Annotated in this window: 19 protein-coding genes; 2 read left to right on the top strand and 17 right to left on the bottom strand. The window is 62.2% G+C overall.

Annotated elements, in window-relative coordinates:
* The first annotated feature begins 8 nt into the window (after positions 1 to 8).
* Positions 9 to 3,725 (top strand): hypothetical protein, encoded by a 3,717-nt coding sequence (locus PSH66_RS16280; protein ID WP_305427220.1) that lies wholly within the window; start codon positions 9 to 11, stop codon positions 3,723 to 3,725.
* 61 nt (positions 3,726 to 3,786) lie between these two features.
* Here PSH66_RS16280 and efeO (PSH66_RS16275) read toward each other — a convergent pair whose 3' ends face one another.
* From efeO (PSH66_RS16275) to efeU, 4 genes are read right to left on the bottom strand one after another with little or no spacing between them, the layout of a single operon-like run.
* A complete protein-coding gene (efeO, locus tag PSH66_RS16275) occupies positions 3,787 to 4,608 on the bottom strand; it encodes an iron uptake system protein EfeO (protein WP_003174229.1) in 822 nt (273 codons plus the stop codon).
* Between the two features lie 46 nt (positions 4,609 to 4,654).
* Complete coding sequence (efeB, locus tag PSH66_RS16270) at positions 4,655 to 5,938, bottom strand: iron uptake transporter deferrochelatase/peroxidase subunit (RefSeq protein WP_305427219.1); 1,284 nt, start codon at positions 5,936 to 5,938, stop codon at positions 4,655 to 4,657.
* Between the two features lie 14 nt (positions 5,939 to 5,952).
* Complete coding sequence (gene efeO / locus PSH66_RS16265; protein WP_305427218.1) at positions 5,953 to 7,155, bottom strand: iron uptake system protein EfeO; 1,203 nt, start codon at positions 7,153 to 7,155, stop codon at positions 5,953 to 5,955.
* A 10-nt stretch (positions 7,156 to 7,165) separates the two neighbouring features.
* On the bottom strand, positions 7,166 to 8,011 hold the full coding sequence (gene efeU / locus PSH66_RS16260) for an iron uptake transporter permease EfeU (protein ID WP_078824855.1): 846 nt from the start codon (positions 8,009 to 8,011) through the stop codon (positions 7,166 to 7,168).
* 168 nt (positions 8,012 to 8,179) lie between these two features.
* Between efeU and PSH66_RS16255 the strand changes: the two genes are divergently transcribed.
* Complete coding sequence (locus tag PSH66_RS16255; protein ID WP_141064018.1) at positions 8,180 to 9,196, top strand: AraC family transcriptional regulator; 1,017 nt, start codon at positions 8,180 to 8,182, stop codon at positions 9,194 to 9,196.
* Positions 9,197 to 9,314: 118 nt separating this feature from the next.
* On the opposite strand, the gene PSH66_RS16250 is transcribed toward PSH66_RS16255, so the two are convergent.
* From PSH66_RS16250 to PSH66_RS16190, 13 genes are all read right to left on the bottom strand, one after another.
* Positions 9,315 to 10,730 (bottom strand): efflux transporter outer membrane subunit, encoded by a 1,416-nt coding sequence (locus tag PSH66_RS16250; RefSeq protein ID WP_141063935.1) that lies wholly within the window; start codon positions 10,728 to 10,730, stop codon positions 9,315 to 9,317.
* On the bottom strand, positions 10,727 to 13,906 hold the full coding sequence (locus PSH66_RS16245) for an efflux RND transporter permease subunit (protein ID WP_078733393.1): 3,180 nt from the start codon (positions 13,904 to 13,906) through the stop codon (positions 10,727 to 10,729). The genes PSH66_RS16250 and PSH66_RS16245 overlap by 4 nt, the downstream gene beginning before the upstream one ends.
* A 15-nt stretch (positions 13,907 to 13,921) precedes the next feature.
* A complete protein-coding gene (gene mexE, locus PSH66_RS16240) occupies positions 13,922 to 15,163 on the bottom strand; it encodes a multidrug efflux RND transporter periplasmic adaptor subunit MexE (protein ID WP_078733419.1) in 1,242 nt (413 codons plus the stop codon).
* A gap of 310 nt (positions 15,164 to 15,473) precedes the next feature.
* On the bottom strand, positions 15,474 to 16,556 hold the full coding sequence (locus tag PSH66_RS16235) for a chemotaxis response regulator protein-glutamate methylesterase (RefSeq protein ID WP_003174221.1): 1,083 nt from the start codon (positions 16,554 to 16,556) through the stop codon (positions 15,474 to 15,476).
* Positions 16,519 to 17,049 carry a chemoreceptor glutamine deamidase CheD gene (gene cheD, locus PSH66_RS16230; RefSeq protein WP_003174220.1) on the bottom strand — a complete coding sequence of 177 codons (531 nt, stop codon included), beginning with the start codon at positions 17,047 to 17,049 and terminating at the stop codon, positions 16,519 to 16,521. The genes PSH66_RS16235 and cheD overlap by 38 nt, the downstream gene beginning before the upstream one ends.
* Positions 17,046 to 17,855: a protein-glutamate O-methyltransferase CheR gene (locus PSH66_RS16225; RefSeq protein WP_003174219.1), complete on the bottom strand. Its 810-nt coding sequence runs from the start codon at positions 17,853 to 17,855 to the stop codon at positions 17,046 to 17,048. The genes cheD and PSH66_RS16225 overlap by 4 nt, the downstream gene beginning before the upstream one ends.
* A gap of 9 nt (positions 17,856 to 17,864) precedes the next feature.
* Positions 17,865 to 18,404, bottom strand: a complete 540-nt coding sequence (locus tag PSH66_RS16220) for a chemotaxis protein CheW (protein WP_003174218.1) — start codon at positions 18,402 to 18,404, stop codon at positions 17,865 to 17,867.
* 36 nt (positions 18,405 to 18,440) lie between these two features.
* On the bottom strand, positions 18,441 to 20,099 hold the full coding sequence (locus tag PSH66_RS16215; protein WP_305427217.1) for a methyl-accepting chemotaxis protein: 1,659 nt from the start codon (positions 20,097 to 20,099) through the stop codon (positions 18,441 to 18,443).
* A gap of 29 nt (positions 20,100 to 20,128) precedes the next feature.
* Positions 20,129 to 22,168, bottom strand: coding sequence for a chemotaxis protein CheA (locus tag PSH66_RS16210; RefSeq protein ID WP_141063934.1), 2,040 nt, complete (start codon positions 22,166 to 22,168; stop codon positions 20,129 to 20,131).
* Between the two features lie 41 nt (positions 22,169 to 22,209).
* Entirely contained in the window at positions 22,210 to 22,497 is a 288-nt protein-coding gene (locus PSH66_RS16205) for a lipid asymmetry maintenance protein MlaB (protein WP_078733386.1), read from the bottom strand.
* Between the two features lie 22 nt (positions 22,498 to 22,519).
* Positions 22,520 to 22,888, bottom strand: coding sequence for a response regulator (locus tag PSH66_RS16200; protein ID WP_003174214.1), 369 nt, complete (start codon positions 22,886 to 22,888; stop codon positions 22,520 to 22,522).
* 9 nt (positions 22,889 to 22,897) lie between these two features.
* Positions 22,898 to 23,809, bottom strand: coding sequence for a methyl-accepting chemotaxis protein (locus PSH66_RS16195; protein ID WP_370694855.1), 912 nt, complete (start codon positions 23,807 to 23,809; stop codon positions 22,898 to 22,900).
* Positions 23,810 to 24,225: 416 nt separating this feature from the next.
* Positions 24,226 to 24,756, bottom strand: coding sequence for a sterol desaturase family protein (locus tag PSH66_RS16190; RefSeq protein WP_003174212.1), 531 nt, complete (start codon positions 24,754 to 24,756; stop codon positions 24,226 to 24,228).
* Between the last annotated feature and the right edge of the window lie 25 nt (positions 24,757 to 24,781).

Here is a 24,781-nt window from a genome sequence, read left to right as displayed (position 1 = left end):
CAACGTTCATGTCGATAATGCCTGTTACCGCTTCGCCCGCTACGCCCATCCCTCATGCTTATCCCTCGGACGCCATGGTCGCCGGCCAGTTGACGACGCCTCAACCGCCTTTGGCGTCTGCTTCTGCACGACGCACACGACGAGAATCCGGGGATATATCACCACTGGCGCCCGCACACCGCTGGACCCTGTCTTCGGCGCAAGTGGCCAACCCGGATCGCAGGGCTGCCGACAAGCTTCTCGGAGAGCGTCTGCTCAACTCGATGCAAGACGGGTATTCCGTGGTGCAAGTGCCGCCGGGTACCTCCCTGGCCCCGGCGTTGGCTGTCTATCGACAAGTTCTGGCCCACCCTGAATTACAGGCGTGGTTCACCAGCAAGGGGTTGGAGACCGATACCCTGACGTTTCGTAAGGACAGCGTGAGCGGTTACGTCAACCGTAACGGTGTGCGCACGGCCGTCACATTCAATACCTCGGACGACTCCGGTTGGTGGCAGGCCAGTGTGAAACTGCGTGCGATCAGGGATCTGCTGGACCCGGCGGACAAGGGCGTCGATTACCTGGCCGGTGATGAAGACTGGGTGCCTCATTCATTGGTAATGCAGGCGTTTGGCATGCCGTTACCAGCCGAAACAGATGAGCGCGCGCAGATCATTACACAACTGCGCACTTCGGGGCTGGTGATGTCGCCCGAGCCGTATCAGCGAATAAGCAGCGGCGTGGTGCGTGTTCGACAAACCATTGGTGATCTGGATGAGCGCGCCTACCTGGCCGAATACCTGCAAGGTCAATTCAAGGACCTGCCTGACGATACGCCTGTCGATTTGTCGCAGCAGCAGGCGTCACTGTCGGTCGACTCGTCGTTGGCAGCGGATGATCAGCCCCTTCGCGAGCGTCTTCAGGCCTTCAGCCAATCGCCTGACCTGCAAGCGTTGCTCAAAAGCAAAGAGCTGCTTTGGCCCGGCCAGCCGTTTCGGATTTGCGAAGGGAAACTCGAGCACCGGACCAGCGAAGGCGAGTGGGTCGACGTGACGAGCTACGTCACGCAGGTGACGGCCCTGGGCCGTGATTTGAGCGCGTTGGTCAGCCTGAGCCAAACCCGTGGAAATGCCGTGTATTCGCAGCCTTATTACGACATCCGCCAGCTTCTTGATCACAAGGGCCTCGGCTCGCCCCGAACCGCTGGCGAGACGCGCAATGCAGTGCAGTGGCTGCGCACCGCTTTACCGCCGGCTCCGGCCCTTGGAAATTACAGCGGTCTTATGGACGATGAGTGGTCACCCGGTCAATTGACACCAGAGGACAAAACCCTCCTCAAGGCTTGGCTCGACGACAACTGGAAGGGCGCAAGCCCGCGAGGTCTGGGCTATCTCGATCAACAGAGTGTACAGGCGCTGCAACAGCACCCGAGTGAACACCTGCAGAAGCTGCTCGACAGCCAAGAGGCGCTGACACTGGGCGAGCAACTGGCGCGACTGTTGAAATGGCAGGGCACGCCATTGTCCAAGCCCGTGCGACAACAATTGGTGATTGCCGCGCTCAAGTTGCGTGCCGATCCGAACGCACCGGCCAAGCCGGGCCATATCGCCGACTACAACCTGTACCAACCCGCCAATATGGGGCGCCCCTTCAGCGCGGTACGCGGCGAGGTAGAGAAGCACCTGCAAGATCACCACGGTCTGGACCCTAAGATGGCAGCACTGGCGGCCCATATCGGCTTTGCACAGGCGGCTCCAGAGTTTCTGGTGCGGGATGTGCCTCAGTCGATCCACATAGGCACGCCCGCCTGGATGGAACTGCGCCTCGGGGCGGCGATGGCGGAGCGCACGGCGCCTGGGACCTCCCGCAGGATGAGCGAGGAGCAGGTCAGTGAATTGACAACGCTGGCGCCCACCAGTGAGGGCCAGGCTACCCTGGTTCAGCTGGAAGCGCTCAAGGTGTTGCTCGATTGGGCGGTGCTCAACGGTGTCGTTCCCGCAGCCGTGGATGGTCAACACCCCCCGTCGGCGGTCAAGACCGCCAGCGAAGCGTTCTTCAAGCAGCGCAGCGAGGTCAATGAAGCCGTAAACACGCTGATTGATCTGCCCATGCGTCGGTCCCTGGCCAGCGAACAATTGCTCAAGGTTTTCCCAGACGTTACGCCCGACCAGCTTGAAAAAATGAAGGTCTTGATTGCCGACGTTGACGCTCGTCGCAACCTGCCCATTTCCGAGCCGCGTACACGCTCCCTGATAGAAACGTACATGACCGGCGACCTGATACCCGGCAAATGGATACTTGCCGACGACATGCCGCAGAGCTTGGTGCAGCCCAGATCGACGCCCTTTCAGATCCATCAGGGTGTCCCAGCGCCTGCGGACAAACGTGCCGAACTGGATGCACGTATTCGACGGCTGCCCGACCTCGACAGCCTCGTACAGACGGCGGTCAACGAGCACCGCCAACGGTTGCAGAAAGCCTATGGCACTCAACTCAAGCTTATGTTTGCCGAACTCCCTTTGGCCGATCGCCAGTTCCTGGAAAAAGGCCAGGTCAGGCTGTTTACCTTGCGCGCGGAAACGGGCCTGCCACCGGTCGAAGAAACGGCGGCGCATCGGGCCGCGGCCAAAGGCCTGCAAGGTACGTTGATGCGTGTTCAACACGGCGCCACCGTGCGTTATTACGAAGTGTTTGCCAATGGGAAAATCGTCAAGCGTACCGACCTTCCCAAAACACTGAGGCTGGGCGACGTGCTTGCCGGCAAGCCTAACCCCTTGGGTCTGCAGGGTGCCTACGTGGTCGCCTTTACAGGTGGGTTTCCTCTGGCCGTGGACTTTGACGCTTATGCAAATGGTAGCGTGCCGCGCGCCGATACCACGTCTAAGGTGATCATCGAAGCACTCGGTGCGCCGATCCCCGGTGAAGCGCCGGCGACGGGTGACTCGCTGAGTACTGAGGTGCCCAACAGCTTCGCTTCGCCGAAGATCAACCAGATTGCGACGCGTATTGCCCAGGATAATTTCTATGAGTCCGCCGATGGAATGCTTGCCAGGGCCAAAGGCACATTACCGCTGGAGCGGCGGCGTGAAGTGCTAGCACGTGAAAAAGCGATTCTGACGGGGCTCGTGCCGTTTGTGGGGGCGTACCAGGATTTTACGAACGGCAACATCGGCAGTGGTTTATTCAACCTTGCGTTGGATGTGGGAGGACTGGCCCTGGGGGCAGGCGGTCGAGTGCGGTCGCTGTTGCGCGCAGGCAAGGGGCTGACCCCCAACCCGGTCATCGGCATCGTGCGCAGGTTGGGAAGCACCGTGGTGCCCGTCACGCCCAAAATCGCCTGGTCAAAACCGGTGGCCAGTTTCGGTGACCGGGCGTTTAACTTCATCAAGGAATCGGTGTTGTTCACCAGCGCGGCCATGAACCCGGCGGACGGTTATGCACAACTGGTCGATGCCGGGCTCAAAGGCCTGTTCAAAATCACTTTGTTGGCCGGCGGCGTCTCCAGGCTGGGCAAGGCGGCTCCGCATTTGGTCACCGTCGAGGAAAAACTGAGGGCTTACTGGCTGGCCGGAGGTTGGAGTCGCGCGTCAACGCCTGTGCAAACCGGTACAGCCGGAACCTCACAAGGGGTCGTCATTCATGCCATTCAGGTCGGTGAGCATTGGTATGCGACCGATCCTGAAAAAGGCGTACCGTTCGGCACACCCTTGCATGACTTTAAACCTTCGGCCATGCCGGTTGCCTGAGCCCCGGAGGCAGAGGTGGCCAGGGCCGGCCGACCTCTGCCGCGTTACCTGAGGGGGTGTATCAGTTCAAACCCAGCTTGCCACGCAATGTCGACAAGTCTTCAGCCAAGGTGTTGACCGGCCCCACCAGCGCCTTGCGGTCGTTTTCCTTGACCTTGTCGTAGGTCTCGAAGCCGCCGTCCTGGGTCTTGTACTTGGCCAGGACCTTGTCGACGCTGGCGAAGTTCTTGTCGACCTTGGTCAGGAATGCCTTGTCTTGCTGCGCGATCTGGCCCCGGAACAGGTCGACGATTTTCTTCGCGCCGTCGATGTTGCCCTGGAAGTCATACAGGTCGGTGTGGCTGTAGCGGTCTTCTTCGCCGGAGATCTTGGTGGCGGCGACTTCTTCGAGCAGGGCGGCGGCACCGCCCACGACTTTCTCCGGCGGGAAGGTCAGGCCGTCGACGCGGTTCTTGAGGTCGCTGACGTCGGTGTTGAGCTTGGCGGTCAGTGTCTCCAGGCCCTTGGTCGAGTTCTGCGAGAACAGCGCGTATTCGATGCGATGGAAACCGGTGAAGTCCTCGGCGGTCACGCCTTTTTCATGGTCGTCGACACGCGAGTCAATGGACGCGTCGAGGTCGCTGAACAGTTCGGCGATCGGCTCGATGGATTCATAGTGCACGCGGGTCGGGGCATAGAGCTTCTTGGCCGTGGCCAGGTCGCCTTTGTTGATGGCGTCGGTGAATGCCTGGGTCTGGGTCACCAGCTCATCGATTTGTTCGGTGACGTAGATCTTATAGTCCGATACCGGGCCTACCAGGTCCAGCGGCGCCGTCGTGGCGGCGAAGGCGGCCAGGGGCGAGAGGGTCATTAACAACGACAACGCGAGAGTCGACTTCTTCATGGGACGGTTTCCGCTGTGGGGGTTGGTTTCAGGTATTGGCAGTGGTTTAGGGGTGCGAAGCCGCGAGCAGCGTGCGTCCAAGGTAATCTTTAGGGCCGGTGACCCCCGGCAAGGTGAAGAAGTACCCGCCGCCGACCGGCTTGAGGTATTCCTCCAGTGGTTCGCCGTTGAGCCGGGTTTGCACGCTGATAAAGCCTTTCTCCAGGTCAGCCTGGTAGCAGATGAACAGCAGCCCCATGTCCAATTGACCGTTTTTGTTGACGCCGTTGGAGTAGTTGAACGGCCGACGCAGGATCAGGTTGGCCTGGGTCTGCGGAGTACGCGGGTTGGCCAGGCGGATATGCGCATCGAGCTTGGTCAATTTGCCGTGCGGGTCCTTGCTGTAGTCGGGCACCTGGCTTTCCATTTGGCCGTCCATGGGCGCGCCGGTGGTCTTGACCCGACCGATGATGCTTTCCTGTTCTTGCAGGGGCGTGCGGTCCCAGCGTTCGACGAAGTTGCGGATGATGCGCACTGCCTGATAGCTGCCATGGGCCGCCCAGGTGGGCTCGTCGCTGCCGGGCTGTACCCAGACAATCTGGTTCATCGCCTTGTCGTCGTTGGAGTCGGGGTTGGCCGAACCGTCACGAAAACCCAGGAAGTTACGCGCGCTCTGCGCAGGCGTGCCGGGCTTGGCGGGCGCCTGGGGCGGCACGCTGCCTTCCTGCTTCCAGCGCACCAGCAGCAGGTCGGGCAGGTTTTTCACGATGTCGCGCAAGGCGTGGATATTGGTGTCCGGGGTATTGGAGCTGAACTGCAGGCTCAAGTCGCCATGGCACTGCGCCGGTTCCAGCGCATCGTTGGGAAAGCCGACCATGCGGCTCAGGCGCTTGGGTTTGACGGCGCCGAGGCCGAAGCGCTCATCGAACAGCGACTCGCCGACGGATACCGTGATGGTGAGGTTGTCCGGTGTGACCACCGGGCCGAGGATTCCGGAATCGGTAGGCGGCAGTTTCGGGTCGACCTGCGCCACGGGGCCGCCGGTCATCAGGAAACTGATGCGTTCGTTCAGGGTGCGGAACAGGCGCTCCAGGTCTTCGCGGTCGCTGGCCAGTACGTCGAACGCCACGACCATGCCGCAGGCCGGACGCGGGGTGACGATGCCGCTCTGGTGCGGGCCAAAAAAGTCGTGGTGGTCCTGGGTCTTGTCGCTGCGCGGAGCCGTGGTGACTTGCTCGGCGGCAGCCATGGCCGGGCAGGCCAGGCTGCTACCGGCAATCGCTGCGCCGGTGGCGGCCATGCCCAGCAGGACACGGCGGCGTTGTGCATCAAACTGTCGGGTATCACTCATTTGTGCGGTCGTCTTCACTGCAGGCCGGAAAGGCCAAGGGCGGGGTCGATTCCATCGAGTGCAACGGCCAGAGCCTTGGCCTTGTCGGCGATCTGCTTGCGCTGATCGACGGTAACGCTGTCGTACGTGCTGTAAGTGTTATCGACCTTAAAGCCTGCGAGTTCGGCATCGAACGCGGCAAGGGCACTGTCGATTTTCGGCAACAGCTGCGCGCCGGATTTGGTCAGCAGCGGGCGCATCAGCTCCACCACCTTGTGGGCGGCCTCCAGGTTGGCGGCGAAACCGTTCAGGTCGATGTGGCTGTAACGTTCTTCTTCACCGCTGAGGGCGCGTGCATCGGCCAGGCTGTTGAGGTTGCGCACCACGATGTTCACCAGTTGTTCCGGTGGCAGGGACTGGGCCAGCAGTTGCTGTCTGAGGGTGGTGACATCCGTCACCAGGCGCTGCGCAAGCGGTGTCAGGCCATCGAGGCTGCGTTGCTGGAACAGGCTGTATTCGAGGCGATGGAAGCCGCTGAAGGCCGGGTCCTGCTCGCGTTTTTCAAAGTAATCGGCGCGCGCGTTGATGGCATTGTCCAGTTCCGCCAGGCGTTGGGCTGCCGGGGCCAGGCGCTGGTAGGCCGCGCGGGCCGGCACATACAGCGCCTGGGCCTGGGCCAGGTCACCGGCCTCGATCGCCTGTTGCAGAGCGGTCGTGGCCTTGACCAGCGCAATGCCCTGGCTGCTCAAGTACACACGAAATTCCGACAGCGGGCCGATAAACGCCACCATCGACGGCTTGGCCTTGGCCTGGGCATCGGATGCCGCCGTGGGGGTCACATGCAAGGTGCCACGCGGGTTGCTCAGCAGGCCGCAGGTGATCGCATAGTCGCCCGGCAACAGGTTGGCATTGATCACCTGGCTCAGGCCGGGGGCGATGTTTTCGCGTTCTTCGACCACCAGCACACCATCGAGAATTTCCCATTCCACCGCCCGTTCGGAGCGGTTGATGATGCGAAAGCTCGCGCGTCCGGCAGGCACTGTCAGCGCATTGGGTTCACAGGCGTGGCCATGGATGGTCACCGCGATTTCATTGCTGTTGGCCTGGCGCTTGGCGGCGGCCAGTTGCGATGCATAGTAGAACAGGCCGCCGGCGGCGATCATCACGACCACCGAGCCGGCCACCGCCCAGCGCAAGGCGCGGGATGGCGGGGCAGGTTGAGGCGTTGGGTTGGACAAGAGACGGTCCTTACTGGCTGGAAGCGGAAGAAGGGGCAGCGGCTGGCTTGGCCGGCGTCGCGGGCAGGAAGAACATCACCAGCGCCACCACCAGGTAAATCAGGTAGGCACCCAGCGTGCTGACGGTCGGTGCTTCCTGATAGCCGAACATGCCGGCCAGCACCGAGCCCAATGGGCTGTCCATTGGCAATACGGCGCTGAAATCGAACAGCACGCTTTGCAGGTGGTTCCACACCCCGGCTTCGTGCAGGGCCTGCACCGAGTTGGCGAGGATGCCGGCCGCGACCACCAGGATAAACAGGCCGGTCCAACGGAAGAATGCACCCAGGTTCAAACGCATGCTGCCGGTGTAGATCAAAAAGCCCACCACAATCGCCAACACCAGGCCGAGCAGGGCGCCCAGCGGTGCGCCGGGGCCTTCGCTCTGCTGAAACACCGCCAGCAGGAAAAACACGGTTTCGAGGCCTTCGCGGGCCACGGCGAAAAACACCATCAGGATCAGTGCGATGACCTGGTGCCTGGACCCGGCCAGCGCCTGATCGAGGGAGGCGTGCAGTGAATGCTTGATCGAGCGCGCGACCTTGCGCATCCAGAACACCATTGAACTGAGGATACCCACGGCGACCAGCCCGACCACGCCTTCGAACAGCTCCTGTTGTTTCTGCGGGAACTCGGCGCTGACCAGTTCCAGGCCGCCGCCCACCAGCAGGGCGAGCGCAGCGGCGAGGAACACCCCAATCCACACGGCGGGCATCCACTGGCCGCGGCCGGTCTGTTGCAGGTAGCTGGCAATGATGCCAACGATCAAGGCTGCTTCAATGCCTTCGCGCAGCATGATCAGAAAAGGGACGAGCATTCAGCACCGCAGGGTCATTAGATAGGGTGCTAAGTTGTAACATAATGATACTCATTGCTAAACGTGAAATATTGACTTTTGCTGAACGGCGGCTGAACGGTGGTGGCAAAGCGCAACCGCCCTTATGATGCACGCCACCTTATGCACGAGCGGATTGCCCCACTGCCCATGTCGGAAAAAGACACCATCTCCATCCACCTGGTGCGCGAAGCCTTGTTGCAGAGCTGCAAGCCGGGGGCGGCCACCGCCGAGGCCCTGAGCAAAGTCGGGATCGACCCGGCGCTGCTGCAACAGCCTGCCGCCCGCGTGCCGGCGGCTGCCTATGCACGCCTGTGGCGCTTGCTGGCGCGGCGTTGCGATGATGAGTTTTTCGGCATGGACCCGCGCAGGCTCAAGTCCGGCAGCCTGGCGTTTCTCTGCCGGGCGGCCATCGCGCAACCGAGCCTGGCGGCCGGCCTGGAAACCGGCTTGGGCTTCCTCTCGCTGATGCTGGAACACCTGCCGGCGCAACTGGTGCGCCAACAGAGCCTTGCGGAAATTGTGTTGCTGGAACCCGATGTCGAGCCCAATCGCGCCTTTACCTATTTCACCTACTGGATGATCGTGCACGGCGTCGCCTGCTGGTTGGCCGGGCGGCGCATCCCGATCCTGGCCATCGAGTTGCGCTGCCCGCCGCCGGATTTTTGTGATGATTATCGGGTGATGTTTTCAGACAACCTGCGCTTTGACCGACCCCGTACGCGCATGATTTTTTCCGCTGAGTGCCTCGACCTGCCGATCAAGCGCAGCCCGGAAGAACTCAAGCGCTTCCTTGCCCAGGCGCCGGCCAACATCCTGGTCAAATACCGCGATCCCGACAGCCTGGCCATGCGTATCAAGCACGATCTGCGTCAGATGCCGCCCGATACCTGGCCGGAAACCGAGGGCCTGGCGGCGGTTCACTGTATTTCCGCCTCGACTTTACGCCGCCGCCTGGCGGAAGAAGGGCAGACCTATCAGGGGTTGAAGGACAGCGTGCGCAAGGAGTTGGCTATCGTGTGGCTGGCAGAGCCGCAGATCAGTTTTGCCGAGATAGCCGAGCGATTGGGGTTTGCTGATACCAGTTCGTTTTATAAAGCGTTTCGTAAGTGGAGCGGGTCAAATCCGGGGCATTATCGGAGTTTGATTCTTAATGAGGCTACGTAGGACGTAAGGGTCTTGTTTTCAATTTTTTAGGATATTTCAAACAAAAAAAGCCCCATGACCGAATCGATCACGGGGCTAAAAATTGGCTGGATGCGACCAACCAAAGGAGCTCTTTACGTTACTTGGCCGTCGCGACGACCGTATCCGGCTGCCATCCGCCGCCCAGCGCCTTGTAGATCGCCACAATCCCGCGATACAGGTCGACTTCGGCCTGGGCCTGGGTGTCTTCGGCGGCCAGGCGTTCGCGCTGGGCGTCGAGCAGGACCAGGAAGTCCACGGTGCCTTCGCGGTAGCGGATCGCGGCGAGGTCGGCGGCGGCGCGGCTGGACTCACTCTGACGGATCAACGAGACCAGGCGCTGTTGGCGTTTACCGTAATCACTGAAGGCATTTTCCGATTCTTCCAGCGCCAGCAGCACTTGTTGCTCGTAGGTGGCCAACGCGCCATCAGCTTCGGCGTCGGCGCCACGCAGACGCGCGCGCACGCTGCCCAGGTCAAAGGCGGCCCAGGTGATGCTCGGGCCCAGGGACCAGGCATTCGCCGCGGCCGAGCCGATCTGCGAACCACGCCCGGCGGTAAAGCCGAGGAAGCCGCTGAGGCTGACCCGTGGGAACAGGTCGGCCTTGGCCACGCCGATGCGCGCGGTGGCGGCGGCCAGTTTGCGCTCGGCGCTGAGGATGTCCGGGCGCCGTTGCAGCAGTTGTCCCGGGTCGCCAATCGGCAACGCCTTGGCAATCGCCGGCAGGTCTTTCGGGCTCAGGTCCACGCTCAGCTTGTCGGGGCGCTGGCCGAGGAGGGTGGCGATGCGGTTGCGCTCGCGCACCTGTTCGGCTTGCAGTTGCGGCACGCTGGCTTCTACCGCCGCCAGGCGTGCGTCGGCGCGTTCCACGTCGAGCTGGTCGCCCACCCCGGCATCGCGCAGGCTGACGGTGATGGTGCGCGACTCCTGCTGGTTCTTCAGGTTGTCCAGGGCGATGCGTTCACGCAGTTGCGCGCCGCGCAGTTGACCGTAGGCGTCCACCAGTTCGGCAATCATCGTGACTTGCAGCTGGTACAAGTCAGCCTCGGCGGCTTGCTGGTCGGCGTCGGTGGCTTCCAGGTTGCGCTGGATGCGGCCGAACAGGTCCAGCTCCCAAGCCATGTCCAGGCCGAGGTCGTAGCGCTCGGTCTTGATCCGGCGAGAGGTTTGCCCCGGGACCTGGCCCTTGCCCTGGTCACTGCTGACGCGGCTGGTGATGGTCGGCATGGCGTCATTGCTGGCGTCATCGCGGATCGCCCGTGCCGCCCGCAGGCGGGCAAAGGCGACGCGCAGATCACGGTTGCCTTGCAGCGACTGAGTGACCAACTGGTTCAGGGTCGGGTCGTCGAACTGTTGCCACCAGATGCCTTCGAACTTGGCATGGTCATACTGCTTGGCATCGGCGGCGGCGGTGATGTTCGCCGCTTCCGGGGTCTGGGTTTTGTAGTCCGGGCCCACGGCACAGGCGCTCAACGCCAGTACCAGCAAGCTCGGCAAAAAGACGTTCACACTCATTGCTGTGTCTCCAGCTTCAAGGCCTTGGCCGCTTTGCGCGCTTCCTGGCGCTCCACATAGCGACGGATCAGTACGTAGAACACTGGCGTCAGCAACAGACCGAAGAAGGTCACACCGATCATCCCGGAGAACACCGCCACACCCATGGCATGGCGCATCTCGGCACCGGCACCGCTGGAGAACACCAGGGGTACCACGCCCATGATGAACGCGAACGAGGTCATCAGAATCGGCCGCAGACGCAGGCGGCAGGCTTCCAGTACCGCGGCGAGCGGGTCGAGGCCTTCCTGCTGTTTGTCCTTGGCGAACTCGACGATCAGGATCGCGTTCTTGCAGGCCAGGCCCACCAGTACGATCAGGCCGATCTGGGTAAAGATGTTGTTGTCGCCGCCGGAGATGATCACCCCGGTAATCGCCGACAGCAGCGTCATCGGCACGATCAGGATCACGGCCAGTGGCAGGCTCCAGCTTTCGTATTGGGCGGCCAGTACCAGGAACGCCAGCAGCACGCAGAGCGGGAACACGAACAGCGCGGTATTGCCCGAGAGGATTTGCTGATAGGTCAGGTCGGTCCACTCGTAGGTCATGCCGTTGGGCAGTTCATCCTTCAACAGTTTTTCGATCGCGGCCTGGGCCTGGCCGGAGCTGTAGCCCGGTGCGGCGTTGCCGTTGATTTCAGCGGTGATAAAGCCGTTGTAGTGCATCACACGGTCCGGTCCCGAGGTGTCGCTTACCTTGATAAAGGTCGCCAACGGGATCATCTCGCCCTTGTTGTTGCGCACTTTCAGCTGGCCGATCTGGTCTTCATCCAGGCGGAACTGCTGTTCTGCCTGCACGTTGACCTGGTAGGTGCGGCCAAAGCGGTTGAAGTCGTTGGCATACAGCGAACCCAGGTAGATCTGCAGGGTGTCGAAGATGTCGCTGATCGCCACGCCGTGGGTCTTGGCCTTTTCCCGGTCGATGGCGGCATCGACCTGAGGCACGTTGACCGTGTAGCTGGTGAACAGGCCGAACAACTCCGGCACGTTATGGCTCTTGGCAATGATGTTCTGGGTTTCCTTGTACAGCTCGTCGTAACCCAGGTTGCCACGGTCCTCGATCTGCAGGCGGAACCCGCCGATGGTGCCCAGGCCCTGTACCGGCGGCGGTGGGAAGATCGCCATGTAGGCTTCCTGGATGTTGCTGTACTGGCCGTTCAAGGCGCCGGCAATCGCACCGGCCGACATGCTCGGGTCTTTACGCTCGTCGAACGGTTTCAAGGTCACGAACACGATGCCGCTGTTCGGGCTGTTGGTGAAACCGTTGATCGACAGGCCAGGGAAGGCCACCGCACTGTCCACGCCCGGTTGCTTCAAGGCGATTTCGGACATGCGCTTGATCACGTCTTCGGTACGGTCCAGGCTCGCGGCGTCGGGCAGCTGGGCGAAGGCCACCAGGTATTGCTTGTCCTGGGCCGGTACGAAACCGGTCGGGGTATGGGCAAAGCCGAACCAGGTCAGCACCATCAGGCCTGCGTACAGGAACAGGGCGATGCCGCTGCCGCGAATCACTCGGCGTACGGTGCCGACGTAACCGTGGCTGGCCTTCTCGAAGAAGCGGTTGAACGGACGGAACAACCAGCCGCCGAAAATCTTGTCGAGCACCTTGGAGAAGCGATCCTTCGGCGCGTCATGGCTGCGCAGCAACACGGCGGCCAGGGCAGGGGACAAGGTCAGCGAGTTGAACGCGGAGATCACCGTGGAGATCGCGATGGTCAAGGCAAACTGCTTGTAGAACTGGCCGGTCAAGCCACTGATAAACGCCGCTGGAATGAACACCGCGCACAGCACCAGCGCGGTGGCGATGATAGGGCCGGTCACTTCGCTCATGGCTTTTTCAGTCGCCGGGAACGGTTCCAGGCCCAGCTCGATGTTGCGCTCGACGTTCTCCACCACAACGATGGCATCGTCCACCACGATACCGATGGCCAATACCAGCCCGAACAATGACAACGCGTTGAGCGAGAAGCCGAACAGGTGCATCACCGCAAACGTACCGATCAACGATACCGGCACCGCCACCAATGGGATGATCGAAGCGCGCCAGGTCTGCAGGAACAGAATCACCACCAGCACCACCAGGATCAGCGCTTCGAACAGCGTATGCACCACCGCTTCGATGGAGCCGCGCACGAAGATGGTCGGGTCATAGACGATGCTGAAGTCCATGCCTTGCGGGAAGCTCTTTTTCAGCTCCGCCATCTTGCTGCGCACTTCGTTGGAAATCTCGATGGCGTTGGATCCCGGACGTTGGAAGATCGGGATCGCCACTGCCGGCTGGTTGTTGAGCAACGAACGCAGGGCATATTGGCTGGAACCCAGCTCGACCCGTGCGATGTCTTTGAGACGCGTGATTTCACCGTTATCGCCGGAACGAATGATGATGTTCTCGAACTCTTCCTCAGTGACCAGACGGCCCTGGGTGTTCACCGACAACTGGAAGGCGGTAGCATTCGGCGCAGGCGGCGCACCGAGGGCGCCAGCGGCCACTTGACGGTTCTGCTCACGGATGGCTGTCACCACATCGGTGGCGGTCAGGTTGCGTGAAGCCGTCTTGTTCGGGTCCAGCCAGACGCGCAGGGAGTAGTCGCCCATGCCGAACAGCTGCACATCACCCACGCCGCCCAGGCGCGCCAACTCATCCTTGATGTTGAGCAAGGCGTAGTTGGACAGGTAGAGCATGTCGTAACGCTGATCCGGGGAGGTCAAGTGCACCACCATGGTCAGGTCGGGGGAGGCCTTGTCCACGGTGATACCGATGCGCGTCACTTCCTCCGGCAGTTTTGGCTGCGTACGCGTCACACGGTTTTGCACCTGCACCTGCGCGTTGTCCAGGTCGGTGCCCAGAGCGAAGGTGATGGTCAGGGTCAGCTTGCCGTCGGCGGTCGACTGCGAGGACATGTACAGCATGTTCTCGACACCGGTGATGGCCTGCTCAAGCGGGGCCGCCACGGTCTCACCGATGACCTTGGGGTTGGCGCCCGGGAAGTTGGCGCGCACCACCACGGTCGGCGGCACTACTTCCGGGTATTCGCTGATCGGTAATTGGAACAGCGAGATCGCGCCGGCGATCAGGATCAACAGCGAAAGCACCGCTGCGAAGATCGGCCGCGAAATGAAGAACTTGGAAAAATTCATCTTGAGTCGTATCCCTTAACCGCGTGGAGTCGCGACACTGGCCAGTTTGGGCGCGGGTTTTTCCGGCGCCACTTGTTCCAGGTTGCTGGCTTCAAGCGCTTGTCGTTGTTGGGCCAAGGCGGCGAGGGTTTCCTTGCTGGCCATCGGAATGGTTTCCGGTGCGACCGGCGAGCCCGGACGCACGCGCTGCAGGCCCTTGACGATAATGGTGTCGTCCTTGTTCAGGCCGCTGCGCACGATGCGCAAACCTTCGATCTTCGGCCCCAGTTCCACCGAGCGATAGGCCGGCTTGTCGCCTTCCATCACCAGCACGAACTTCTTGCCCAGGTCGGTGCCCACGGCTTCGTCGTTGATCAGCACAGCGGAGTAGGTGCCGCTGCCCACCAGCTTCAGGCGCGCATACAAGCCAGGGGTGTATTCGCCCTTGCTGTTATCGAACACCGCACGACCACGGATGGTGCCGGTGGCCGGGTTGACCTGGTTGTCGACGAAGTTCATCTGGCCCAGGTGCGGGTTGCCGGTTTCGTTGGACAGGCCCAGGTACACTGGCGTAGTGGCGCCACGACGGCCCTGGCGAGCCAGTTCGGTGTATTTGAGGAACACGCGCTCATCGGCGTCGAAGTAGGCGTAGACCTTGTCGGTGGAGACCACGCTGGTCAGTGCGGTGGTATCGGCGGTCACCAGGTTGCCGGCAGTGATTTCGGCACGGCTGACGCGGCCACTGATCGGCGCGGTCACGCGCGTGAAGCTCAGGTTCAGCTTGGCCAGGTCCAACTGCGCCTGGATCCCGGCGACGGCGGCGCGGGCTTCCTGGGCGGCGGTGGTGCGCGAGTCGGCCAGTTCGGCGGAGATCGCATTGCTCTGGCGCAGGCGTTCGCCACGCTGGGCTTCGTTGTCGCTGCGGGTGGCGGCGGCTTTGGTTTGAGCGAGCTGGGCTTCAAGGCGGCGCACTTCAGCCTGGAACGGACGCGGGTCGATCTGGAACAGCAGGTCGCCTTTCTTGACCAAAGCGCCTTCGGTGAAAGCAACTTGGTCAATCTGGCCAGAGACCCGTGGACGAATCTGTACGGTTTCCGGCGCTTCAAGACGGCCGGTGAATTCGTCCCACTCGTTGACCGGTTGTTCCAGCACCTTGGCCACGCTGACTTTGGCCGCTGGCATGGCGGCCGCTTGTTCCGGGGTCTTGCCGCACGCGCTCATCACCACCACGGCCAGGATCGCCAGGGGGAAGCGCAAAGGTTTGAATGACTGTTCCATGAGGTGCATCCGCCAATGTATTTGAGATGGGCGGATCATGCGCGGGGACGCGGTATGTCACGAATCGAATGAAGCAAAGGTAACTATCATTCGGAATGATATAAGCGCGAGATTAGCCCTCTAGCCTGGGGGTTTCGTTAGGGGGCTATCAATAGGCGTGATAATACTTGATGAAGCAGTCAGGCCTGGCGGGTCGCCTCGGGAGCACGGCTATCTAACTGACGCGCCGCAGCCTAAATGTGGGCAATCAGCCAGATACGTGTCGGCTATCAGGACGTCAGGGGAGCAAGCTCCCTCGCCACAGGTGTTTTCACTTATGCAAAATCGCCTGGTGAATATCCTGCAACGCCATGATGCGCTGGGCGGCATTGAGCTTGATGGCTTCCTTGGGCATGCCGAACACCACGCAACTGGCCTCGTCCTGGGCCACCGTGGCGGCACCGGCATCGAGCATTTCCTTGAGGCCACGGGCGCCGTCGTCGCCCATGCCGGTCATGATGATGCCGGTGGCGTTCTTGCCGGCAAACTTGGCCACCGAGCGAAACAGCACGTCCACGGACGGCCGGTGTCGGTTGACCAGCGGCCCGTCGATGACTTGCGCGTGATAGAAGGCGCCGCTTCGAGTGACCATCAGGTGCTTGCCGCCGGGGGCGATCAGCGCCAGGCCTGGGAGTATGCGGTCATTGTTGCGCGCTTCGCGCACCTCAATCTGGCACACGCTGTTGAGGCGTTCGGCAAATGATGCGGTGAATTTCTCCGGCATGTGCTGCACGATCACCATGCCCGGGCACACCCTCGGCAGCGCCGTCAACACGGCCTCCAGCGCCTGGGTGCCGCCGGTCGAGGTGCCGATGGCGACGATGCGTTCGGTGGTCTGGGCCATGGCCTGGCCGTTGGCGGCGGGCAGGATCGCATCGGCACTGAGCTTGCCCGCCGGTACAGGGGCCGGGGTCGGTCGCGCAGTGCGCTTGCCGAGGTTCTTGACATTGGAATTGGCAGCCGCGCGGATCGCCGCGACCAGCTCCGGCGCCGACTCGATCAGGAAGTTTTTCAAGCCGGTGGTGGGTTTGGTGATGATTTCCACCGCGCCGGCCGACAGCGCCTGCAGGGACGTCTCCGCGCCTTTCTGGGTCAGTGAGGAACAGATCACCACCGGCGTCGGGCGCTCGCTCATGATTTTGCGCAGGAAGGTGATGCCGTCCATGCGCGGCATTTCCACATCCAGCACGATCACATCCGGCCATTCCCGTGCGAGTTTGTCCATGGCGAAGATCGGGTCGGACGCCGCGCCCATGACGTGGATGTCCGGCGTGTCGTTGAAGATCGCCAGCAGCACCTGGCGCACCACGGCCGAGTCATCGACCAGCAATACACTGATTTTTTTGGAAGGCATTGTTTTCAAGGATTCCCATTGGTTGATGCCGGACCCAGACGTTGCCGTTCCACAGGTCGAACACGATGGTGCGATAACCGGTACTGCCCATGTCCTGGGCCGTCAGGTGCAAGTGATGATGCTCGGCCAGGGCCAGCGCCGCGCGGATATTCAGGCTGGCCACATTGCGCGCCGGCAAGTATTGCTGTGCAGGGAACATCTCGCCGCCGCCGAACACCTTCACCTGATAATCCTGCGCCTGTGTGCCATGGGCGCGCGCGTGCTGAAGCAGCAGCTCCAGCGCTTCGTCACCGTATTTGCCATCCAGGGGCTGATCATGGCGCAAACGTGCCGGCAGCATGAAATGACACATGCCGCCGATCAGCCGTTGCGGGTGCCAGAAGGTGAACGCCACGCAGGAGCCGAGCAGGGTGCGCAGGCGCGTCGGCCGCGTCATAAAACTGACCTGGCCTGGCGCCAACACCACTTCGGCCGCACCGAGGGGCTTTTTCATGGCTTGCGGTAAATCGACGGTGCCACCAGCTTCAGGGTGTCGTTCACCCCATTGAGGCTTTCGGAGTGACTGATGATGAAATGGCCGCCGGGTTTGAGCAGCGGCAGCAGGCGTGCGACCACCTGGCTCTTGGTCTGCTGGTCGAAATAGATCATTACGTTGCGCAGGAAAATCACATCGAATTCGCCCAGGCCCGGCAGTGGTTCGTTCAGGTTGACCTGCACGAAGCTGACACGGTTGCGCAGGCTCTTGTCGATCAGGAAGGTGCCTTCCTGACGGCCGATGCCCTTGAGGCAGTACTTGGTCAACAGCGGCTGGGGCAGGGTGCCGATGCGCTCCATCGAATAATGCCCGGTGCGCGCCTTGGCCAGCACCTGGGTGCTGATGTCCGAGCCGACCACTTCCCAGGGCGTGGTGCCCAGGGCCTCGGCCAGGGTCATCGCCAGGCTGTAGGGTTCTTCGCCCGACGAGCTGGCCGCGCTCCACACGCGAAACACTTTGCCCGGCGCGGCCTTGGGCAGCACCTGCTGACGTAGAAAGTCGAAGTGCTTGGGCTCGCGGAAAAAATAGGTCTCGTTGGTGGTCAGCAGGTCGAGCGCGACTTGCAGCTCACCCTTGCGCTGATCGCTCATGATCAGCTTGAAGTAGTCTCCATAGCTCTCCAGCTCATAGTGCTTGAGACGCTTGAACAGCCGCCCGGCCACCAGGGCTTTCTTGGCCGGCGACAGGTTGATGCCTGCCGCCCGGTACAACCAGGATTGGAACTGACCGAACTCACGGTCATTGAGCGAAGAGGTGTCTGCCATGATCACACCTCAACGCGGGTCGAGGTCGAGCGCCGGGCCCTGGGCGCTTTCGGCCAGGCTGGACATCTCATCGATAGACAGCACTTTGTCCACCTCCAGCACAATCACGAACTTGCCTTCGACCTTGGCCATGCCACCGATGAAGTCGGCACGAATCCGCGCGCCGAAGCTGGGCGGCGGCTCGATCTGCGCCGCCGGGATCTCTTGCACGGCAGATACCGTGTCCACCAGCAGTCCGATGTCCTGGGGCTGACCATCTTCGGTGCTCGCTTCGATGATGATCACACAGGAGCGCCGGGTAATCGCCGAGTTCGCCCGGCCAAACCGCGCCGACAGGTCCACCACCGGCACCACGGCGCCGCGCAGGTTGATCACGCCGCGCACGAACGCGGGCATCATCGGCACCACCGTCAGGCTGCCGTACTCGATGATTTCCTTGATGCCCAGAATGCCGATGGCGAACATCTCGCCGCCGAGCATGAAGGTCAGGTATTGGGCATCCTCATCGGCCGTAACCGCGGCCTGTCGGGTAGTCATCACTGCACCCATGTCATTCTCCCTATAAGCCCGTGTCGATGCCTGGCATCAGAAACGGGTGAATTCCGATTCGTCCGGGGCGCTGGCCATGTTGTAGGCATAGGCCTGGCGCGGAGCCTGCGGTGCCGGGCGCGGTGGCTGACGGCCGGGCTTACTGCCCTGGCTGTCTACGTGGCTGCTTTGCACCGCGGCCCTGGGGGTGGCGTCAAGCACGAAGAAACTCATGGCTTGTTGCAGCTGCTCGGCCTGACTGCTCATTTCTTCGGCGGTGGCGGCCAGTTCCTCGCTGCTGGAGGCGTTCTGCTGGGTGACCTGGTTGAGCTGGGTCATGGCCGTATTGATCTGCGCGACACCGGCGGCCTGTTCCTCGGACGCGGCGCTGATTTCCTGCACCAGGTCGGAGGTCTTGTTGATCGAGGGCACCATCTCGTCGAGCAACTTGCCGGCTTTCTCGGCCATGTCCACGCTGCTGGACGACAACTCGCCGATTTCCTGGGCGGCCACCTGGCTGCGTTCCGCCAGTTTGCGCACTTCGGCGGCGACTACGGCAAAGCCTTTGCCGTGTTCGCCGGCCCGTGCAGCCTCAATGGCGGCGTTGAGCGCCAGCAGGTTGGTCTGGTAGGCGATGTCATCGATGATGCTGATGCGCTGGGCGATTTTCTTCATCGCCACCACCGTCTGCTGCACCGACTCGCCGCCGTCGGTGGCTTCCTTGGCGGCCTTGCTGGCCATGCCATCGGTGACCTTGGCGTTTTCGGTGTTCTGGTTGATGCTGGCGCTCATCTGCTCCACCGACGCGCTGGTTTCCTCGACGCTGGCGGCCTGTTCGCTGGTGGCCTGGCTCATCGATTGCGCGGTGGCGCTGACTTGCTCCGAGGCGCTGGCCAGGTTGTCGGCGGCGTTGCGCACTTCGCCGATGATATGCGCCAGTTTGCCGACCATATTGCGCATGGCGTTGAGCACCATGCCGGTTTCATCCTTCGAGCCTGGCGCGATAGGGGTATTGAGATTGCCCTCGGCCAATTGCTCGGCGGCGCTTGCAGCCAGTCGCAGTGGGCGGGAAATGATCCGCGCAATGAATAGCGCCAGCCCCAGGCCGATCAGCAGCGCCGCGCCCAGTACCACAATGATCAACAGGCGTGATTCTTCATACAGCGCCGAGCCCCTGTCACCGGCTACCGTGGCGCCGGCGTCGTTGAGTTCGACCATTTTCTGCAAGCGGCTGGTCAGCTCGTCGAAGTGCACCTTGGATTCGCCGCGCAGCAGGGCGCGCGCCTGCGCTTCCTGGTTCTGCCGGGACAGCTCGAACAATTGCAGGCTGGCTGCCAGGTAAGCGCTCCAGGCGCTCTTCACGCTGACCAGCAGCTGACGGTCCTCGTCGTTCGACAACAGTTGTTCGTAGGTGCCCAGCCGGGTTTCGAACTGCTGGCGCGCTTCCACGGCTTCACGCTCGGCCTGGGCTTTTTCCTCGGCGATTTCGGTGCTGATGTTGCGGTTTTCTTTCAGTCGGTAGTTGGCGGCAAAAAAACGCATGCCTGCCGCCGCGCGCATCGACGGCATCCAGTTGCCCCGGATCTCCTGCGCCGCATGGTTGACGGCGCCGAGCTGGAGGATGGCGAACGCGCCCATGCCCGCTGTGAGCGCCAGGACCACCAGGAACGAGCTGATCAACTTGGTGGAAATCTTGAGATCGTAGAACCATTTCATCGGGAAACCTCCATGGAATTACAAATGCTTCAGCGCACGACGACCGAGGCCGACGGTGGCACCTGAGGCGTGCGCGCTTCTTGTTGTACGATTTGATTGAGCAGTGCCGGCACATCCAGAATCAAGGCCACCGCACCGCTGCCCAGAATGGTCGAGCCGCTGATGCCGCGCAGCGCGCCGAACAGCTTGCCCAAGGGTTTGATCACGGTCTGGAACTCGCCGAGCAGGTCATCCACCACCAGCCCGGCCTTGTGTTCGGCATAGCGCACCACTACCACGTTCTGACGGCGGGCCGCCGGGCCTTCGTGGTTGAAGTGCTCGCGCAGGTCCACCAGCGGCAACACCTCGCCGCGCAGGTCCAGGTAGCCCTGGTCGCGGCTGGACTGGCGCTGGCGTTCGTCCAGCTCGATGCATTCCTGGACCATGTCCAGCGGAATCACGTAGGTGGATTGGTCGATGCCCACCAGGAAGCCATTGATGATCGCCAGGGTCAGCGGCAGGCGAATGCGCACCACGGTGCCCTGGCCCGGGCGGCTGTCGAGGTCGACGGTGCCGCGCAGCAGGGTGATATTGCGCTTGACCACATCCATGCCGACGCCCCGCCCGGAGAGGTTGGTGACGGCCTCGGCCGTGGAGAAACCGGCTTCGAAAATCAGGTTGTAGATCTCCTGGTCGCTGAGCACCGCACCGCTGGCGACCAGCCCGCGTTCCTGGGCTTTTTCCAGGATCCGTTCGCGGTTGAGGCCGGCGCCGTCGTCGGCGATCTCGATCACGATGCTGCCGGAGTCGTGGTAGGCATTCAGGCTCAGGTGGCCCTTGGTCGATTTGCCGGCCGCACGCCGTGCCTCGGCGTTTTCGATGCCGTGGTCCATGGCATTGCGCAACAGGTGCATCAGCGGGTCGCCGATTTTCTCCACCACGGTCTTGTCCAGCTCGGTTTCCGCGCCGCTGATGATCAGGTCGATGTCCTTGCCCAGCTCCTGGCTGACATCGCGCACCACGCGGCGGAAGCGATTGAATGTATCGCCGATGGGGATCATGCGCAGGTGCAGGGCGCCGTCGAGGATCTCTTCCACCAGTCCCGACACGGTGGACGTGGCTTCCTGCAACGGGTCGTTGTTGCAGGAGCGGGCCAGCAGGCTGGCGCCGGCGCTGGCGATGACCAGCTCGCCGACCAGGTTGATCAATTCGTCGAGCTTGTCGGCATTGACCCGCACGTAGCTGCCGTCCCGGGGCTTGGCTTCGCTGGTCGTCGCCACCCGCTGTTGCGCCGTCTCCACGGGGCCGGGGGCGGCCTGGGTGACCAGCTCGGTGCTGGTGATGGCGCCGCTGTCGCTCGGCTCATCGACGGCGTGGATGTGCACTTCACAGTCATCGCGTACGAAATCGAAGACTTCATTAAGGGTGGTGTGGCTGGCCTTCGAACGCAGGTCGATCTCGAAGCCCAGGTAGCAGCTTTCCGGGTCCCAGGCGTCCATGGGCGGAATGCTCTCGGTCAGGGTGGTGACCTGCAACACCTGGCCCAACGTGTCGAGGTAGCGCAGGAAGGACAACGGGTCCATGCCATTGCGGAATACGTCCACGCCGAAGCGCAGGGAAATGTGCCAGAGCACCTCGGCCTGGGGCGCGTCATCCGCGCCAAAGGTTTCGATGGCGGCGCTGGCGGTCTGCAGCGACTGATAGGCACTCAGCGCCTCGCGCAACACCTCGCCGCGCGCCAACGTCGCAGGTTGCAGCGCGCCACTGTGGTGGTCGACCGCCTCGATCAGATCGAGAATGTGGTCGCCGCACTTGAGCAGCACCGCGATCAGCCCCGCATCCACCGTCACACTGCCGTCGCGCAGGCGGTCGAGCACGTCTTCGACGATATGCGTGAACCCCACGATCGGCGCCAGGCCGAAGAGCCCGGCCGAGCCCTTGATGGTATGTGCGGCGCGAAACACCGCGCCAATGGCATCCTCATCACCTGGCTCGCTCTCCAGTTGCAGCAGGGATTGCTCCATGACCTGCAACAGCTCGCGTGCTTCGGCGATGAAGGTCTGCTGTGCCTGATCGAGATTAATACTCACCTGGACATTCCTTTGTCGCTCGTTGATCGGGGTAGGGCGCGCTAAAAGACAGTGCCGCCACATAATTGCAACGTTTGGGTCACCGCCTGGCTTTGTCCGACAAGGCTTACCGGCGTACCGCCGGCTGTGGCCTCACGGTGGATCACCGCCAGTAATTGCAGGCCGGCGCCGTCGATTTCCGTGACCTGCGACAGGTCGAGCTCCAGGCGCGGCGCAGTGCCGAGTTGGGGCAGCAGCTCGGCGGCCAGTTCGGCCACGGTGTAGATCGTCAGTTCGCCCTCGATGCCCACGCGGGCGATGCCTTCGACTGTTTCGCTGATGATGGGCATGGGGCCTCCGGGCCGTTAGCGATCAGGGCAGGATCAATTTGGACACCGCCGCCAGCATCTGCGCCGGCTGGAACGGCTTGACCACCCAGGCTTTGGCGCCCGCGGCCTGGCCTTCGGCTTTTTTCGATTCCTGCGATTCGGTGGTCAGCATGATGATCGGGGTGAACTTGTAGCTGGCCAGCTTCTTGACCTCCTTGACGAAGGTAATGCCGTCCATGTTGGGCATGTTCACGTCGCTGATGATCAGGTGCACCTTCTGCCCGTTGAGCTTGCCCAGGGCATCCTTGCCGTCGCACGCCTCGATTACGTCGTAGCCGGCGCTTTTCAAGGCGATGCCGACCACTTGCCGCACGCTGCTCGAGTCGTCGACCACTAATACATTCTTCGCCATGCTCTGCTCCTAGAAAAAGGTGATGTCTTCTGAACTCTGTTGCACGGCCGTGGTGCCATGGTGCGTACGCCGCTGCTCGTCGGTGGCATAGGTAGCCTCCATACGCGCCAGCCACTGCCGGGCATCCACGGCCACCGGCTGGTCCGGCGCCTGACTGGCCTGCAGCAGGTGCTCATGCAGGGCGTGCATGTTGTCGCGCACATGACTGAGGATCTGGCTGACCCGGTCCTGGAATTGCAGGTTGACCAGCACCTCGGTCATCTCGTCGCGAATCCCGTAGCTTTCCTGCTTGAGCAGGTCGGCGGAGTCGGCCAGGTGACCGGTGATGGTCTGAAAGCGCTCAAGCACCTGCTGGATACTCTGCTCGGACGCGGCCACCGAGTGGCTGTCCTGGTCGGCGCTGCTGGAGGCCGCCTGCACCAGTTGGTTGATGGCGTTATTGATGATGTCGACCTTGGCCGACATCTGCTGGCCGGTCTCGCTGGACTTGCTCGACAGGCTGCGCACCGCATCGGCCACCACCGCAAAACCACGGCCGGCGTCACCGGCGCGTGCTGCTTCGATCGCCGCGTTGAGGGCCAGCAGGTTGGTTTGTGCCGCGATCGCCGCCACATCAGCGGCCATGCTGCGCAACTCACCGGTATAGGCCGTGAGGCTGCGTACTTGCGACAGGGTCTGGTCGCGGCTCGATTGAGCGGCCCTGAGGGAATCGATGACCTGGCTCAGCTCGCTGTCGCTGCGCGCCAGCACCTTGAGGGCGCCGTCGGCGGCCTGCCCATCGAGCTCGCCGGCGGCTTGCTGTGAGGCCTGCACAGTGTCCTGCAACCGCGTGGAAATACCGGTGAAACGATTAGCCAGGCTGACAATGGCGTCTTCGGTCTGCTGGCGCGAGCTTTCCACCTGTTTGGCCCAGATCGGCATGGCGCCGAGCAAGACTTCGTCGAGTTGTGCCCGTGAATCCGCGCTCTGTTGCGCGGCCTGCGTGGCGCCAGGGGCTTGCAGCGCAAGGGCGCGGCGCACCGCCTCGTGCTGCGCCCTTGCGCTCCAGGCGCAGGCACCGAGGCCGATCAACGCCAGCACCGCGCAGGCCGCCAGGTTGGCCGGCGACGCGGACTGCAGGAGTATCCAGACGACGGCGGGGATGACTGGGAGTAAAGCGAACCAAAGAATACGCGGATGACCGGGAAGGGCAGTACGGCTGGATTGACTCGGGGTCATGAGTTCGGTCCTTGAACAGTATTGCGGATATAAACAACATAGAAGTTATCCGCCCCATTCGCCGCAACTTTAGTCCTCTCTATATGCCTTCCGTCTGGTTTATGACGGGTACGTTACCTTCACTCCACGCGTTCAACCCGCGCCGGCGTGCGAATGAAGGTGCGAAACACGTGATCCCACAATGGCGAGGACACGCCGAAGTTTTTTTCGATGCCTTGGCGGTGATGCAGGTCGTGATTGGCAACCAGCCCCGGAATATAGCGGTACGCCCAATGCGCGGGGCGGTGCATCACGTAATGCACCGAGATGTAATAGAAGTAGCCGGTCACCGCGCCGATGAACGCCGAGGTCAGGCCGGTGTACCAGGCAAACAGCAGCAGCGCGGCAAAGGTGGTGCTGGTTTTCCAGCTCGACACCCCGATGTAGGCCAGTACATCAACGTGATGGGTCCAGTGTTCGCGGCGGTACAGCGAGTGGAACAGGAAGCGGTGCGCCGAATACTCCACCAGCGTCCAGGCCAGCAGACCGGCGAGCAGTTGCCATGGATCCAGGGGCGCCAGCCACAGCGCAAAGCCGATGAACAAGGGGATGGTGAAGAAATCCAGGTAATACGCGACTGACGACATCAGCCATTTGTTCGAAGCCGCCATGTGCGGGCCATCCTTGAGGTGCGAT

The sequence above is a fragment of the Pseudomonas sp. FP597 genome (genome assembly GCF_030687435.1).
Classification (GTDB): Bacteria; Pseudomonadota; Gammaproteobacteria; order Pseudomonadales; family Pseudomonadaceae; genus Aquipseudomonas; species Aquipseudomonas lactucae.
The sequence above is the reverse complement of the archived record's forward strand: the minus strand, read 5'-3'. Positions and strand labels throughout refer to the sequence as shown.

Bases quoted from the DNA above. Each gene is read 5' to 3' on its own strand.
- PSH66_RS16280 (WP_305427220.1), top strand. From the start codon at position 9: ATGTCGATAATGCCTGTTACCGCTTCGCCCGCTACGCCCATCCCTCAT.
- efeO (WP_003174229.1), bottom strand. From the start codon at position 4,608: ATGAAGAAGTCGACTCTCGCGTTGTCGTTGTTAATGACCCTCTCGCCC.
- efeB (WP_305427219.1), bottom strand. From the start codon at position 5,938: ATGAGTGATACCCGACAGTTTGATGCACAACGCCGCCGTGTCCTGCTG.
- efeU (WP_078824855.1), bottom strand. From the start codon at position 8,011: ATGCTCGTCCCTTTTCTGATCATGCTGCGCGAAGGCATTGAAGCAGCC.
- PSH66_RS16255 (WP_141064018.1), top strand. From the start codon at position 8,180: ATGTCGGAAAAAGACACCATCTCCATCCACCTGGTGCGCGAAGCCTTG.
- PSH66_RS16250 (WP_141063935.1), bottom strand. From the start codon at position 10,730: ATGAGTGTGAACGTCTTTTTGCCGAGCTTGCTGGTACTGGCGTTGAGC.
- PSH66_RS16245 (WP_078733393.1), bottom strand. From the start codon at position 13,906: ATGAATTTTTCCAAGTTCTTCATTTCGCGGCCGATCTTCGCAGCGGTG.
- mexE (WP_078733419.1), bottom strand. From the start codon at position 15,163: ATGGAACAGTCATTCAAACCTTTGCGCTTCCCCCTGGCGATCCTGGCC.
- PSH66_RS16235 (WP_003174221.1), bottom strand. From the start codon at position 16,556: ATGCCTTCCAAAAAAATCAGTGTATTGCTGGTCGATGACTCGGCCGTG.
- cheD (WP_003174220.1), bottom strand. From the start codon at position 17,049: ATGAAAAAGCCCCTCGGTGCGGCCGAAGTGGTGTTGGCGCCAGGCCAG.
- PSH66_RS16225 (WP_003174219.1), bottom strand. From the start codon at position 17,855: ATGGCAGACACCTCTTCGCTCAATGACCGTGAGTTCGGTCAGTTCCAA.
- PSH66_RS16220 (WP_003174218.1), bottom strand. From the start codon at position 18,404: ATGGGTGCAGTGATGACTACCCGACAGGCCGCGGTTACGGCCGATGAG.
- PSH66_RS16215 (WP_305427217.1), bottom strand. From the start codon at position 20,099: ATGAAATGGTTCTACGATCTCAAGATTTCCACCAAGTTGATCAGCTCG.
- PSH66_RS16205 (WP_078733386.1), bottom strand. From the start codon at position 22,497: ATGCCCATCATCAGCGAAACAGTCGAAGGCATCGCCCGCGTGGGCATC.
- PSH66_RS16200 (WP_003174214.1), bottom strand. From the start codon at position 22,888: ATGGCGAAGAATGTATTAGTGGTCGACGACTCGAGCAGCGTGCGGCAA.
- PSH66_RS16195 (WP_370694855.1), bottom strand. From the start codon at position 23,809: ATGCCGATCTGGGCCAAACAGGTGGAAAGCTCGCGCCAGCAGACCGAA.
- PSH66_RS16190 (WP_003174212.1), bottom strand. From the start codon at position 24,756: ATGGCGGCTTCGAACAAATGGCTGATGTCGTCAGTCGCGTATTACCTG.